This is a genomic window from Bacillus sp. (in: firmicutes) (assembly GCA_017656295.1).
Taxonomy (GTDB): Bacteria; Bacillota; Bacilli; order Bacillales; family JACDOC01; genus JACDOC01.
Genome location: JACDOC010000004.1, coordinates 146,429 through 161,892, shown reverse-complemented (window position 1 = coordinate 161,892; position 15,464 = coordinate 146,429). Strand labels below are relative to the sequence as shown.

The following is a 15,464-nucleotide window of genomic DNA, read 5'->3' as shown; positions in this document are numbered from 1 at the left end:
CTAAAGTAAATAGGTGAACAATGCTTCTGAAAAGGAGTAGGAGATCCATATGTCGATGAAGCTTGCCATTATTACGGATATCCATGGGAATGCTCCAGCCTTACAAGCCGCTTTGGCAGACATCGAGAGGGAAGGCGTGGATCATCTTTATTGCTTAGGAGACTTAATAGCCATTGGTCCAAATACAAATGAAGTATTAGATATGTTGTTTTATCGAGGGGATATTGCTTTTGTAAAAGGGAATCATGATGAGGCCGTTTTATCAATCATTCAAGGAAAAGGTCCATTACCAGGACATGAGCACGCCAGGTCGCATCATGAATGGGTAGCATCCCAATTGGATAAAAGCTTTATCCCAAAACTTATGGAACTGCCACAAATGTTAGAAGTCGATGTTTTCGGGAAAAATTTTCTTTTTGTGCATTATCACTTAAAGTCGGATGGTCAAATCAAACGTATTGACCCAGATCCATCTGGTGAAAAACTAGACACCATGTACGACGGCACACCATATGACGTCGTTTGTTTCGGACACCATCATCCTGTTCATCATTTTCAAACGAACAAGCGGCTTTACCTTAATCCAGGTGCCTTAGGGTGTCATCATCAACCGTATGCTAGATATGGAATAGTAGAGGTCCACCAAAACCGTCAAGTTACAGTTCAATTAAAAGAAATCCCTTACGACAATACCGACTTTATAGCATCGTTTGAGCGACTCCAAGTACCTCAACGGGAATTTATTTTAAAAGTATTTTATGGAGTAGAATAATCATTTAATGATAGAAGCAGGGGGGGACTCCTGTTTTTTTATTTGCTGCTTTCTTATAAAACTGCAAAACAAGTGGCGAGAAGTGCAAAACATTCAGTCGGAAGTGCAAAACACTTGACGATAACTGAAATAGACGGAATAGAAATTATCACTAAAATAAACGATGACTAATTTTTTATCACTCTCATGTAAGAACAGAATTTTTTCTATAATCTGTGGTGACGCAACGTGAGGCATGGATGGATAACGGGTAAGTAGTTGAAGAAGGAATGATAAAATCATTAATTAATACGAACTTAAACAATAGGTGATTTATATGTTAGGAATAAAAAATTATAATCCTAAATTCTATACTGAACCATCTCAAATAATAAATGACCATAAATAAGGTTAGATGGTCTTAAAGGGAAGAAAATAAAGGAAATTTAGGTTGCTTGGGAACAAAATAAAGATGAGTGCGTTGCAAAGTTGAAAATTTAAAATAAGGATTTATGCTATGTAGCTATAGATGACATGTAGTAATATACTTTTAGACTGACCAGCTATCGCTGGCGATACAAGTCAGATACTTTTTAAAGCCTCTAATTTGCGTTTTAAGCCATTTTGACTAAATATATAGTTGGAAATAGGTGTTGTTTAAGAACGTGTCTGAACGGTTCTGTGAGGAGTTTTAACGACGAATGGAATTGAGGAATTTCTCTGAACGACATAATTTTTTATTTTAGGAGGGAACAATATGGAAGTTTTTGCAGAATATTTAGCGCATATTGATAACCCGCAACATCGGTCCAGAACGGAAGAAGTTTTGACTTGGGTAACTAAGAAATTTCCAAACCTGGAACCGCAAATCAAGTGGAACAAACCCACGTTTACCGATCACGGCACATACATCATTATGTTTGCCGCAGCAAAGAATCATTTGAGCATTTTACCCGAAGAAGAGACAATGGTGCATTTTGCCGATGAAATCGCCCAAGCTGGCTACAGCGCTTCTTCACGCTTGTTCCGAATTCAATGGACTGAACCAGTTAATTACGAATTGCTAGAGAAGATAATTGAATTTAATATCAAGGATAAGGCTGAGAATTCGAATTTTTGGCGGAGATAGCATAATATCGAAGGAGGAAGACATGGAAGTTTTTGCAAAATATTTAGCAGGTATCGATAACCCCGACCACCGCGACCGAACAGAGGAAATTTTGGCGTAGGTTGCTAATAAATTCCCAAATTTGGAACCGCAAATCAAGTGGAATACGCCAATGTTTACCGATCACGGCACATTTATCATCGGCTTCTCCACAGCGAAACATCATTTGAGCGTTTCACCCGAAGAAGAGACAATGGTACATTTTGCCGATGAAATCGCCCAAGCTGGCTACAGCGCTACCAAAGGCTTGTTTCGAATTCCGTGGAATGAGCCGGTAAATTACGAATTGCTAGAGAAGATAATTGAATTTAATATCAAGGATAAGACTGACTGTTCAACTTTTTGGCGGAAATAGAAAAACTGTAAGGGCTTCTTAGGGCTTTTCAGAGGCTTTAAGTAGTTGATAGCTATGCAAAACTATGCCTCACGCTTTTACATGCCCCAACACTCTTGTTGGGGACGCCCTGATATGGCGAATGTCAAAGTTTGGTGTGCGCCCTTTTTTAATAAGTGTAAATTATTACAGAAGCTAAGAAAATAATTCTCTTACTTATTCCAGAAAATGGCCCTTTAGTGGTAGAGTGAAACTTAATTGTTTTTAGTTAACCGACCTTTACAAACATATTATCATTAAATTCTAAAATTTTCTAAAATTATCCTATATTGACAACAGGGTGATTGATCTGAAGTAAATCACATCCCACACAAAAATAACCACCATTTAACAAATGCTGTAATATTAATAAAAATAAAAAGACCAATTCCTATACGAATTGGTCTGATAATAGATTCGTGTTTTCTCTCGTAAGTGAACCAGTTAAGGAAAATTCCTCAGCTTTCTTCCGTCTCATCTTTTGCAGCAATCGCTTCACCCACATGATATTCGTTTGGATCTAATTCCGTCGGTTGTCCGAGAACAAGTTTCGCTAACTCAGATCCTAAGTAAGGACCTGCTGTAAGTCCAGTCGCGCCTAGACCATTCCCGACATAGATGCCCGTAAATCCTGGAAGTGGCCCAAATACTGGTAGAAAACCAGGAGTATATGGACGGAACCCAACTTTTGTTTCGACGTGCGTACAATTTTCTAATCCTGGAGCTACCGTTAACGCTTTATGGATGACCTCATGTAAACCACCAGCCGTTACGCGATAGTCAAAGCCGACGCCATCTTCATAGGTAGCTCCAACTACTACACGGCCACCTCGAAAGGTCAATAAATATTGGTTATTCGGTGGCATCACGACAGGCCAATGGTCCGAATCCTTTTCAGGCCGGTCGAGCTGAACAATTTGAGCTCGTTGCGGTGTGACTAAAAACTCGATCCCTAGCGGCAGTAAAATTTCTTTTGACCAAGCACCTGCTGTTACAATGACCGCATCAGCTTCCATCTGTTTTCCGTTCACTTCTACACCAGTGACATGAGTCCCATCATATAGGAGGCTGGCACTTCCTTGAATATAAGTAGCCCCCAATTGTTGAGCGACTTTTACAAGCGAATCGCGAAGGGCGCATCCATTGACGCGGGCAGCCCCGGTAACGTGAATCGATTGATACTCATCCGCTAAGGCAGGAAATAGCGCTTTTGTTTCCTCTGCTGACAATCTCGTAATTTCGCCTATTTCTGGGGCATCTTTCCGACGTGTGTAGGCTCTTTCTTCAATTTTTTGCAGCTTTTCTTCATCAGTATGAAGACAGAGAACCCCAACTCGTTCATAGCCTGTATCGGTTGCACCGTACGATTGAAGCTCCTCAATGAAGGATGGATAAAATTTGGCTCCGCCTTTTACTAAGCGATACCATTTTTTATTTCGACGTTGCGAAAGCCACGGACAAACAATGCCTGCTGCGGCCTCCGTTGCTTGTCCTTTGTCGTTTCGGTCAATTAAGGTGACCGACGCACCTTCTTTCACTAAATGATAAGCGGTAGATGCACCTAAAATTCCGCCTCCAACGACGATGAATGACTTCATTGCTATGCACCTTTTCTGTTTAGATTTTTACCATTATAAGCATAACATAGATTATTAAATATCCAATAGACGAGTTATATTTGAAAAGTTCATTTTAATCGTAGGGATTCACCGTCTGGGAAGAGAGGGAGGGGGTTGGAGAAGAAAAAAGGTGGTGCATAAATCACTTTTAAGGTACAAATGGTTTCAAATCCTTGATGATTGGTTCTGTTAATTATTTTTTTATATTTATATTCCACAACTGATGTTCTAAAATAAAGATATTAACATTTATTACATAAAATTGTAATTGAGAGGACATGACATGCTACATCATATTGAAATTTATGTGTCCAACCTATCGGAAACAATAAAATTTTGGAATTGGTTGTTAACAGAACTTGGGTATGAGCAATATCAGAAATGGGAATCTGGAATCAGTTGGAAATACAGAAATACTTATATCGTCTTTGTTCAAGTAGAAGAACGTTTTCTGGATATTCCATATCATCGATGCAGAGTAGGTCTTAATCATTTAGCTTTTTATGCAAAATCTAAGAAACAAGTTGATGAAATTACCGAAAAATTACAAGAAAAAGGAATAAATATTCTATACCTTGATAAACACCCTTATGCTGGAGGTGAAAATCATTACGCTGTCTATTTTGAAGATCCAGACAGGATTAAGGTTGAATTAGTAGCACCGTCTGATTAAATTTTTTGACTGTGCTTATAAAAATTAACTTGTCAAAACGATTGCTAATTTATATACTAGAATGATTGTTATTTTGGTGAGGAATTTATCTTACCTCTGTTCAAAGATTAGGTATTTCCGATAAAAAGTCTAAAACTTTGATTGAATAACGCTTTAGATACTAATCAGGAAGAAATTTAAATAACATGAAAATTTAAACAATAGTTGTTAAGGAGGCTTAAATAAATGGATTATAAAAAAGTATTACAACAATACATAGAGGCAACGAATACTCATGATTTCAACAATGTGAAAAAAGTATTACATGAAAATGCTATTTTTTGGTTTACAGATAAAACATGTACAACGATGCAAGAAATCCAAAAATATTTTGAAAATGCTTGGGACACCATTAAAGAAGAAGTTTATACTGCAAACAATGTACATTGGTTAACCGTTGACGAAAATTCTGCAACTTGTACTTATACATATCAATATGAAGGTTATCATAACGGAGAATTTGTTTCGGGGAGTGGAAGAGCCACTAATGTGTTCGTAAAGAACGAAAAAGGAGAATGGAAGTTAATTCATGAACATTTAAGCGGTCTTAAATAAATATTACAGTTAATGCTAATAGATGCGTTAGTGAAACAAGAAACAGTAAAATGGATATTAAAAACGCTCAGAATGAAAATCTGAGCGTTTCAGGCTGCAGACAAAATAGGGTTCAGACCATAGCTCTTTAGTTACGATTTTTATCGTTATTTTGTGCTAATTGTATTGACTAATTACCTTGTTAATTGAATTGTTTAAGGAACGAATTATTATAAATAATTAACGTATATCGCTTTTAATGATAGAATACATCTTTAAATCCCGATGCTTCCCTTTCACAAACATCGCTTTACGTAAAATGCCTTCAAATGTCATTCCTACTTTTTCCATTACCCGAGCAGATGCTGTATTTTCAACGAAACATATTGCTTGAATGCGAACAAGATCCATTTCTTCAAAGCCAAATTGTATGAGTTTTTTCGAAGCTTCAGTGGCAATTCCTTTTCCCCAGTATTTATCGGAAATGACGTAGCCGATTTCCGCTTTTTGATGGGCGGGTTGCCACCAAACAAAATCTATCGTTCCGATGAATTTTTTTGTTTCTTTCGATTCAATTCCCCATGGTGCAATCTGTTTATTTTCGTATTGGCTTAAAACGAAATCGATGTATTGTTTCGTATCCGCAAGGGAGCGATGCGTATCCCAAGTCACATACTTCGTCACTTCATCGTTTGAGGCATACGAAAACATTGCCTCCACATCGTCTAACGTAATTTTGCGTAAAAGTAGACGTTCCGTTTCTAAAGTAGGAAGATTTCCGTAAATTTTTTCGATGTCCATGTTCAACCTCCTGATTGTTAATTACTACTATTATAAACAAATTTTTCAAAATTGAAAGATTACTATGAAAGTATGAGACTAATCGGTTCTTTTACTAGCCACCATGAAAAAGTCCGATAAAGATTAGCCAAAATATGACGTGAGCTCCAAAACGACTTCATTCTTTATCTCCTATCAAACAAGTAATATAATAGAAGTAGCGAATCGTTAGCTGGAAAAAGAGAAATAAACCCGTGGCACGACTATGTGTTGCGGGATCTTTTTTGTACAATTTCTGAAAGTTGAGGGAATACATGTGTGGCAGTTACTGCTTTCGTTGTTTGAACGACTAGCGATAATCGTAATGATCGCCTTTTTGCTTACGAGACTTCCGTATTTTAGAAAGCTGATTTTCCAACAGGAGTTAAATAGTATACAACGATTTCTATTTATGATTATTTTTGGTCTGTTCGGAATTATTGGGACCTACACGGGATTAACGATTCACGCAGAAACGGCGGAGTTTTCTAAAGGAGCTGGATTTTTACAAGAAGAAGAAGCGATTGCTAATTCTCGCGTCATTGGTGTTGTTATTGCGGGTCTTTTAGGTGGTTGGCGTGTAGGATTAGGTGCTGGAATCATTGCTGGGGGACACCGCCTGTTTCTCGGTGGATTTACCGCAGTTGCATGTGGAGTATCAACGATGATTGCAGGTTTGTTGGCAGGAATTGTAACCAAGGGAAGGCAAAAACCATTTGCGTTATCATCTTCTTCCGCTCTCTATATTGGTATGAGTGCCGAAGCATTACAAATGCTCGTTATCTTATTAACCGCTAAACCGTTCGAACAGGCATGGGCCTTGGTTGAGAAAATCGGTATTCCAATGATAATCGCCAACGGGATTGGATGCGCTATTTTCATCCTTGTCATTCGAAGTGTGTTACAAGAAGAAGAAAAAGTGGGGGCGTTGCATGCCGAAAAAGCGATGCGTTTAGCGGAAGCAACCGTCAGTCACTTGCGAAATGGATTAAATCCTGCATCAGCGAAAGCTATTTGTGAACTATTTATCAGAGAAGTGCCATCCGTAGCTGTGGCCGTGACCGATCGTGAGCGAATTTTGGCTCATGTCGGTGCAGGGGCTGATCATCATTTTACTGACCAGCCGATTCAAACCGATACAACCCGGATCGTCATAGACACAGGGGAGATGCTTGTCGTACGTGAACGCGTCGTTTGTCACCACGAACATTGTCCGTTACAAAAAGCTATAATTGCTCCGTTAAAAAGGAAAGACGAAACCGTCGGAACGTTAAAGTTTTATTTTCAATCGGAAGCAGATTTATCATCGGTTGCTTTTGAATTTGTGAAAGGATTGTCATCGTTATTAAGTTTACAGTTGGAAATTGCGGAGGCCGAAAAGTACTACCAATTAATGAAAGATGCAGAAATTAAAGCGTTGCACGCCCAAGTTCAGCCGCATTTTTTATTTAATGCCTTAAATACGATTGTGTCTTGTATTCGAATCGATCCGAATCAAGCACGTCAACTGCTCCTTTCATTGGCCCAATATTTTCGCAAAAATTTAGGCAGCTCGACGGAATTGTTATCTACATTAGATGAAGAGCTAAAGCATGTAAAAGCCTATTTAACAATCGTTCAAGCTCGTTTCCAAGACAAGCTGCAAGTTGAATATGAGATTGAGGAAGGTTTTGAACAATTAGCTTTACCGACATTGACGATGCAACCACTTGTGGAAAATGCGGTAAATCACGGGTTAAAACCAATGAAAAAAGGGAGCCGAATAAAAGTAAAGGTTCAATCGGTTGGAAGTCACGTTCACATTTCGGTCTCAGATAACGGAAAAGGGATGGATGACAGGACTGTGGCTACATTACTAAAACAACCCGTATCATCAGCGAAAGGGGGAGGAATTGGACTTTATAATGTCAATGAACGATTGAAATTATTGCTAGGGGAAAATGTCCAAATGTCCATTGTATCTGAGCTTGAAAAAGGGACGACAGTGATAATACGAATTCCAAACAGTGTGGTAAAAGGAGAGTAGACACCATTGAAGATTCGCGTATTAGTTGTCGATGATGAGCCATTAAGCCGTGCAGAGTTAATTCATTTGTTAAACCATCATTCTCAAATCGAGGTAATCGGAGAAGCGGATTGTGGTGAGGCGGTTTTTGAAAAAGTGTTTCAGCTTCAGCCAGATGTCGTTTTTTTAGATATCGAAATGGCCGAGTTGTCCGGGTTAGATGTGGCAAAAATGCTTCAACAAATGAAAAAGCCTCCATATATTGTATTTGCGACAGCGTATCCGAATTATGCAGTGGAAGCCTTTCGATATGAGGCCATCGATTATTTATTAAAACCGTTTAATGAAGAACAAGTGCAGGAATCCGTTATGCGCCTAATACGAAATCTTTCAGAAAAACGAGAGAATCATCCCGATCTATCATCTCGAAAGCTAGCGATCGAAGTAGAAGACGGGATTGTCTATGTGTTACCGAGAGATATTTTGTATTGCTGCCGGGAAGAACGAGATACTTTAATTGTGACAACGGATAAAACATTCCAAACAAAAGTTTCATTAAAAGAGCTTGAACAAAAATTAAAAGGAAGCCCTTTTTTTCGAACACACAAAAGTTATCTCGTCAATATAGAGAAAGTAGAACAATTGATTCCGTGGTTCAATGGAGCATACCACGTGGCATTAACGGGTTGTCATGAAAATATTCCGGTGAGCCGTAATTATGTAAAAGCATTGCGGGAGGTATTAGAATTGTGAACAATTTGTGACATTTGATGCATGGATATGAGCATCTTATTCCCATATATGAACATCATGCGCAAAATTCCCCCGAATTTTCATTCAATTCTTATAAACTATCACTAGAATGAAAGCGGATACAAAACAAAGGGGGAAAAGTGGATGATTACGTTTATTGTCTCCATTGTGCTTTTAATCATCGGCTATTTTACTTATGGGAAATATGTCGAAAAAGTATTTGGTGTAAAAGCAGAACGGAAAACACCAGCTTACACGATGCAAGATGGTGTGGATTACTTGCCGATGGGAACTAAACGAAATTCGATGATTCAATTGTTAAATATCGCCGGAGTTGGGCCTATTTTTGGACCGATTTTAGGTGCCTTATACGGTCCAGTGGCGTTTTTATGGATTGTTTTTGGGGCAATTTTTGCCGGAGCCGTGCATGACTATTTAACAGGGATGATTTCTATTCGAAACCGTGGAGCCCATGTTCCTGAATTAGCAGGAAAATTTTTAGGAAAAGCAATGAAACATGTGGTGAATGCGTTTACTGTATTGTTACTTTTACTAGTTGGAACGGTGTTTGTTCAAGCACCAGCAGCACTCATTCATAATTTAGCAGAACAAAAAGTAGCCTTATCTATCATTCTAGGAGCTATTTTCGTCTACTACATTGTCGCGACATTATTACCGATCGATAAAGTCATTGGTCGTGTGTATCCGTTATTTGGAGTCCTTTTACTGGTTAGTGCGATTGGTATTGGCGGTGGCTTAATTGTCACTGGAGCACCGATTCCAGAAATAAGCTTGACCAACATGCATCCAGATAACGTACCGATTTTCCCGCTATTATTTTTAACCATTTCGTGCGGGGCACTCTCTGGTTTCCATGCAACCCAATCACCAATTATCTCTCGTACAACGCAAAACGAGCAAAATGGTCGTAAAATTTTCTACGGCATGATGATCGCCGAAGGAATCATTGCGATGATTTGGGCAGCCGCAGCAATGAGCTTGTTCAGCGGAAATGAATTAAATGAAATTATTCAAGCAGGTGGTCCGGCGGCCGTCGTTAATGAAGTAGCAGTACGTATGCTTGGAGCCATCGGAGGTACGCTGGCAGTGATTGGTGTCATCATATTACCAATTACATCAGGAGATACCGCTTTTCGCAGCTGCCGGATGATTATTGCCGATTATTTTAAAGTGGCTCAGAAGAAAATTACCAACCGTCTATGGATTGCTTTACCGTTATTTGCCATGTCTTATGCGTTAACGAAAATGGATTTTACGATTTTATGGCGCTATTTCTCTTGGGCCAACCAATCTACAGCAGTAATCGCTCTTTGGATCGGTGCGATGTATCTCATTTTATCGAAGAAAAACTATTTCATTGCCATGATTCCAGCCATTTTCATGACGATGGCGACAACAACGTATATTTTAAATGCAAAAATCGGTTTTAATCTTCCGCTAAATCTATCATATGTCATTGCAGCCATCTTTACGATTGGGATCATTGGTGCTTTTTATAAAGCAGCACGTAATAAACGAAATGAGCTTGCCTCTGTGGATGATGATTTCGAAAAGGCGGCATAAAGATGGGCTGTTGTAACAACCATTACCGAAAAGCTGTCGAAGCGGAAGAATGCCGAATCAATGAAAAAGGAAAAGATCAAATACCAATGTTATTAAAAATCCTCATGGGATTCGTTATCCTGATTGCTTTGTGGGTCTCCTTATCATAAGGAGGCCTTTTTTAGGTAAAATTTTTATTTTCAGTCTTGGAAAGTTTTACTAGATGGAAATATTCATTGATTGTAAAGTAGTAGATAGAAAATAATGGATGGAGTAGGTGAACCGTTAATGGAAGATCAATTATTCATTCGAGAAGCAAACGTAGAAGATGCCGAGCCATTAACCAACCTCATTTTACAAGTCGAACGGGAAAGTGAGTTTATGTTGTTTGAAGCGGATGAACGAAAATTAACAGCTGAGCAGCAAAGAAACCGGATTGAACAAATGAAAGAACAAAACAATTCGACGATGTTGGTTGCTGAAGTAAACGGAAAACTAGTCGGCTATTTATTTGCAATTGGTGGAATGGCCAGAAGAAATCAGCATACTGCTTATTTAGTCATTGGTATTTTACAAGAATATCGCGGGAAAGGAATCGGGACTCAATTGTTCACTACGTTAGATAGATGGGCCAAAGAACAACGTCTCCATCGATTAGAACTTACCGTCGTTGCAACTAATGAAACCGCCATCGCCCTTTATAAAAAAATGGGGTTTCAAATCGAAGGGACGAAAAAGGATTCGTTACTGATAAACGGTGAGTTCGTTGATGAATATTATATGGCAAAATTAATATCGTGAATGATGGCCGGATATGAATCATTCTTAAATAAGAGATGGTTATGGACTTAGGATGTACGGAACTGCAGTTTTTTTAAAATGGAAAAGATGAATAAATAGAAAGGAGAACGATTCTTCCTAATGACGAATCCATTCGTTCTCCTTTTTCTGTTTGGTTCTGTCAAAGAATGTTGTTGATTTTCTTTTTGACTAACGGGGGAGGTTAGTGAAAGTTTAAATTGAAATTATAATAAAACGAAAAAATGAAGTGGTGAATAAATTGATAAAATTTTTTCAATACAATTGGCAAGTAAGAGATGAATGGTTTGAATGGTGTAAACAATTGACTACAGAAGATTTATTGAAGAAGCGAATTGGAGGAGTAGGGAGTATTTTAAATACCCTCTTTCACATAATTGATGTGGAATATAGTTGGATTCGTGCCATTCAAGGAAAAGATGATGTTGTAGTTCAGTTTAATGATTATAATACCCTTGAAAAAGTTAACTCTCTCTCAGATACATTTCGTAGTGAGGTAGTGGAATTTTTACAGGAATGTTCAGATGCTTTAGAAGATGAACCTGTGAAAGTTCCCTGGGATGAAATTAAGTATACAAGGAGAGAAATTTTACATCATATCATTGCTCACGAAATTCATCATATTGGTCAACTATCTGTATGGGCAAGGGAATTAAATCTAAATCCTGTCCCTGCTAATTTTATTGGAAGAGACTTAAGAAGTTAGAATTTAAAAAACGTATTTTACTGATTTAAATGTTTAAAAACATGGATTGCCTGAAAAAAAGTCTCGTTATAATCCCCATGATCTTCAATGGACCAACACGTTGCAAGAACCGTATGGGCAAATCCCCATAATAAAATTCTTTTTTTGTCTAAATTCAGTTCTTGGACCAAAATGTCAATCCGTCTCTCTATAACTGTTGTCAAATGTTCACTAGGTAGTTTATTAAGTAAAAATTGAATTACATCGTATTCTCTGTCTCCAATTAACCCTTTCGGATCAATCGCTATCCAAGATTTGTGGCGATCCTGCAAAATGTTGTAATGATGCAAATCCCCATGAAGTAAAAAAGGTTGATTGCCCAATTCATTCAAAGAATGAAATGTCTCAACCGCTTCTTGAAGCCATTCACCCGTTATAGGACCGATTCCTTGAGGGTGATTCTTTAGAATCTGGATTAGTTGCTTTTCTCTATGTACCATGGTTGGAAGGTTCGAATATTTTGGCGCAGGGATCCATAACTTTTTCATCACTTGGGAAGCAAAAGTCGTTGCTTCCTCATCATTTTCTAATGAAGCTAGATTCGTACCAGGACGTATCCGTTCAAGAATCAAGATCCCTTTTTCTTTATCAACATCCAACATTTGAACCATTCCATTACCTTTAAATAATTGAAGCGCTTTTACTTCAGTAAGAAACTCCTCTCCAGGTACGGCAAGCTTAATGACCATTTGCGTCCCGTCTTTTCGTATGGCAGGAGCAACAAAATTATACGATAACTCAAAAGGGTCCAAAATTCTCAATTGCCAACGCTGCTCACATTCATGAATGAGCGATTGAAAATCTCTTAACCATTTTTCGCCTTTTTCTTTATGAACATTGATGATGCTTTTTATGAATACTTTTGGTAATCTGATCATACCTATTCCCCTTCGTAAATAACTGCTTTATATATAGTTCTTCCTTTGATTATTCAAATCCTCTATGTTCAAAAAATAGGGGAAGGAAGAATGATGTTGTTTTTCTATAATTGCAATCTTTTCAACAATTGTTTTAATTGTTATAGTCACATCACGAAAACCATTACAATGAATCATTACAGACTTTACAGCAACACGCTCTATTAGCTAGACGATTAAGAAAATATATTCCCCTACAGGAAAAGTTCTGTAGAGGAAACGTGTTTTTTGTGTAGTCTGATGTACATATCACCATGTATCCTTATTTCTTATATACGGTATATTTGGTTGGGGGCTAACACTTGGTTTTAGGTCTGTATCTTTAATAAAAGACTTCATTCAACTCCCATGATTCAACAGTGGCGTAAGCTGTTTGTGGATCGAATCCTCTCCCCATTAGATAAGCTATAGCGGCTACTTCTTGTAAAGCATGTGCATACGAGGTCATCTGTGCTTCTCTTAAACCATATTGAACTAAAGGAGACACCATATTCAATGTTCGGTCTTTTAGCTGAGGATACATCGGTTGCTTGATTTGTTGATGGGCCATGATCTCCGAATAAGGATATTGCGGAAATGTTCCCATTTGCTGAGATGGATAAGAAGGCATCTGATAATGAGTTGGATATTGATTCATATTTTATCTTCCTTTCTTTTTTAAAAAGACTGTAATCATTAAACACTCAATCTTATCCTATGTTCCGCGATTGTCCACTGTGTACTAGTTTAATGCCTATTTTTAGGAGACGTTTGGTGTTCTTCGATATTACTCGACCAAGTGAACTGAATATCAAGGATATAACGACACTAAAAAAGAAATTTTAGACATCACGGAACTAAAAAATTGTTAGGTGTGAATATACGGAAGGGTGTTATTTTTGTAGAAAAAAGAAAATCCCCTACCTGAATTCAGTAGGGGATTCGTTGATTTTATATAGTGTCATTTGATTACTGTAGTTTTTTCAACGGTTTGGTCGCTGGACCTTCGACAACTTCTCCGTCAATGGAAAAGCGTGATCCGTGACAAGGGCAATCCCATGTTCGTTCGCCACAATTCCATTCAACTTCACAGCCCATATGTGTACATGTTGTGTCAACAAGGTGAAGCTTTCCTTTTTGGTCTTTATAGGCACCGGCTCTTTTTCCATTGACCGAAACGACAGCACCTTCATCTGGGACTAAGTCCTCTGGTTTTCGAAGGGCGTATTCTAATTTTCCTTCCAGCATATGTTTGGCAACGTCGACATTAATCGATAGAAACTGTTTGACGCTTGGGTCGGCATGAAATCTTGATGGAGTATACAGGTTTTCGTAACGATTGCTTTTTTCGAGTACTAAATCTGATAGAAGTAAAGCTGCTGCTGTTCCGTTCGTCATTCCCCATTTTCGGTACCCAGTTGCGATCAATACATTAGGAGTACTTTGTTTCAACGGGCCGACATACGGTACTTTATCTAACGTGGTTAAATCTTGTGCTGACCAACGGAATGGAATCTTCTCTATACCGAAAACATGGTCCCCAAATGCTTGCAAGGCTTCATAATGATTGATCATTGGTTCCCCTTGACCCACTTTATGATTGTCTCCAGCAATGAGCACGTATTTTTCTCCGTTGATTGTGGCAGAACGAAGTGAACGTACTGGATCATCCGCACTAATGTACATCCCGCCAGGAAATGGGGTCTTGGTTTTGGCAGCAATGATGTACGACCTTTCCGCATACATTCGGGAAAAATAAAAAGAGCGGTCGTAATAAGGAAAGTGTGAGCAAATAACGACTTTTTGACATGAAATTTTATGACCGTCTCGGGTGATAATCGTTGGTTGTGTGCTTATCTTTAAATCGATAGCGGGTGTATCCTCGTATATAACTCCACCATTTTCGGTAATGAATTGAACGAAATGGTTTAAAAATCGAAGGGGATGAAAATTTGCCTGATTTTTCATGATAACGGCTGCTTTAGCCGCAACAGGTATAGGAATGGTATCAACAGACTGACCAGGAATTTGTAATTTTAAGTAGGCGTCATATTCATCCGAAATTTTTGGGACATTTTTTTCAGAAAATGCATACACATAGGCATCCTCTTCTTGCCAGTCACAATTGATGTTCTGTTCGTGAATAGTATTTTTTATCCACTGCATGGCATCGGTGTTAGCTTCATAATATAGTTTTGCTTTTTCTTCCCCAAAGTGTTGAATTAACTCGTGATAGATAAGTCCGTGCTGGGCAGTGACTTTAGCGGTTGTGTGACCAGTCGTTCCATTGAACAGTCGATCGGCCTCCATTAACGTCACCCGAACTCCAGCTTTTGTGAGCAAATACGCTGTCGTCACACCGGAAATTCCACCACCGACAATCGCGACATCCGTATCGATATCCTTCGTTAATTTTTCAAACGTGGGCAATTGGACGGAATCTAACCAATATGGTTTTGGATCCATTGGTAATTCATTTTGTTGTGTATTTGTTTCATTCATTGTTTAATTCCCCCTAAAAATGTCTAGATGTTCATAATTTACCCAATATTTGGGGATACATGAGTAGGGGGATGATTATTATATCAATTATTTTTTTGACATTTTGATAATAATTGGCATACAATATATTTAGAAATTTATCTAAAAATCTAACTAATGATCAAAAAATTTTTTCATTAACAATTAGAAAAATGTCTAAATATCT

14 protein-coding genes and 1 pseudogene are annotated in these 15,464 nt (G+C 38.2%); 10 read left to right on the top strand and 5 right to left on the bottom strand.

The annotated features are described in order from the left end of the window. Positions 1–49: 49 nt before the first annotated feature. The 3 genes and pseudogenes from H0Z31_06170 to H0Z31_06160 all read left to right on the top strand — a co-directional run bounded on the left by H0Z31_06170 (position 50) and on the right by H0Z31_06160 (position 2,274). Entirely contained in the window at positions 50–772 is a 723-nt protein-coding gene (locus H0Z31_06170) for a metallophosphoesterase family protein (GenBank protein MBO8177029.1), read from the top strand. A gap of 736 nt (positions 773–1,508) precedes the next feature. After that, entirely contained in the window at positions 1,509–1,880 is a 372-nt protein-coding gene (locus tag H0Z31_06165) for an iron chaperone (GenBank protein MBO8177028.1), read from the top strand. A gap of 22 nt (positions 1,881–1,902) precedes the next feature. Further along, positions 1,903–2,274 (top strand): annotated as a pseudogene (locus H0Z31_06160) (iron chaperone). 476 nt (positions 2,275–2,750) lie between these two features. Here the strand turns inward: H0Z31_06160 and H0Z31_06155 are convergent. Beyond that, positions 2,751–3,890, bottom strand: a complete 1,140-nt coding sequence (locus tag H0Z31_06155; protein ID MBO8177027.1) for an FAD-binding oxidoreductase — start codon at positions 3,888–3,890, stop codon at positions 2,751–2,753. Between the two features lie 304 nt (positions 3,891–4,194). On the opposite strand from H0Z31_06155, the gene H0Z31_06150 reads away from it, so the two are divergent. Next, positions 4,195–4,584, top strand: a complete 390-nt coding sequence (locus H0Z31_06150; protein MBO8177026.1) for a VOC family protein — start codon at positions 4,195–4,197, stop codon at positions 4,582–4,584. Positions 4,585–4,809: 225 nt separating this feature from the next. Continuing rightward, entirely contained in the window at positions 4,810–5,178 is a 369-nt protein-coding gene (locus tag H0Z31_06145) for a nuclear transport factor 2 family protein (protein MBO8177025.1), read from the top strand. Positions 5,179–5,397: 219 nt separating this feature from the next. On the opposite strand, the gene H0Z31_06140 is transcribed toward H0Z31_06145, so the two are convergent. Further along, positions 5,398–5,958 carry a GNAT family N-acetyltransferase gene (locus H0Z31_06140; protein MBO8177024.1) on the bottom strand — a complete coding sequence of 187 codons (561 nt, stop codon included), beginning with the start codon at positions 5,956–5,958 and terminating at the stop codon, positions 5,398–5,400. Between the two features lie 295 nt (positions 5,959–6,253). On the opposite strand from H0Z31_06140, the gene H0Z31_06135 reads away from it, so the two are divergent. From H0Z31_06135 to H0Z31_06115, 5 genes are all read left to right on the top strand, one after another. Next, positions 6,254–8,002, top strand: a complete 1,749-nt coding sequence (locus H0Z31_06135) for a sensor histidine kinase (protein ID MBO8177023.1) — start codon at positions 6,254–6,256, stop codon at positions 8,000–8,002. Positions 8,003–8,008: 6 nt separating this feature from the next. Further along, positions 8,009–8,734: a response regulator transcription factor gene (locus H0Z31_06130; GenBank protein MBO8177022.1), complete on the top strand. Its 726-nt coding sequence runs from the start codon at positions 8,009–8,011 to the stop codon at positions 8,732–8,734. Between the two features lie 144 nt (positions 8,735–8,878). Further along, entirely contained in the window at positions 8,879–10,318 is a 1,440-nt protein-coding gene (locus tag H0Z31_06125) for a carbon starvation protein A (GenBank protein MBO8177021.1), read from the top strand. A 267-nt stretch (positions 10,319–10,585) separates the two neighbouring features. Next, positions 10,586–11,098, top strand: a complete 513-nt coding sequence (locus H0Z31_06120; GenBank protein MBO8177020.1) for a GNAT family N-acetyltransferase — start codon at positions 10,586–10,588, stop codon at positions 11,096–11,098. Positions 11,099–11,357: 259 nt separating this feature from the next. Further along, positions 11,358–11,822: a DinB family protein gene (locus H0Z31_06115; protein ID MBO8177019.1), complete on the top strand. Its 465-nt coding sequence runs from the start codon at positions 11,358–11,360 to the stop codon at positions 11,820–11,822. A gap of 17 nt (positions 11,823–11,839) precedes the next feature. Here the strand turns inward: H0Z31_06115 and H0Z31_06110 are convergent, their stop codons facing one another. From H0Z31_06110 to H0Z31_06100, 3 genes are all read right to left on the bottom strand, one after another. Further along, positions 11,840–12,739, bottom strand: coding sequence for a fructosamine kinase family protein (locus tag H0Z31_06110; protein MBO8177018.1), 900 nt, complete (start codon positions 12,737–12,739; stop codon positions 11,840–11,842). Between the two features lie 361 nt (positions 12,740–13,100). After that, positions 13,101–13,415 (bottom strand): hypothetical protein, encoded by a 315-nt coding sequence (locus H0Z31_06105; GenBank protein ID MBO8177017.1) that lies wholly within the window; start codon positions 13,413–13,415, stop codon positions 13,101–13,103. Positions 13,416–13,726: 311 nt separating this feature from the next. Continuing rightward, positions 13,727–15,259, bottom strand: a complete 1,533-nt coding sequence (locus H0Z31_06100) for an FAD-dependent oxidoreductase (protein MBO8177016.1) — start codon at positions 15,257–15,259, stop codon at positions 13,727–13,729. Between the last annotated feature and the right edge of the window lie 205 nt (positions 15,260–15,464).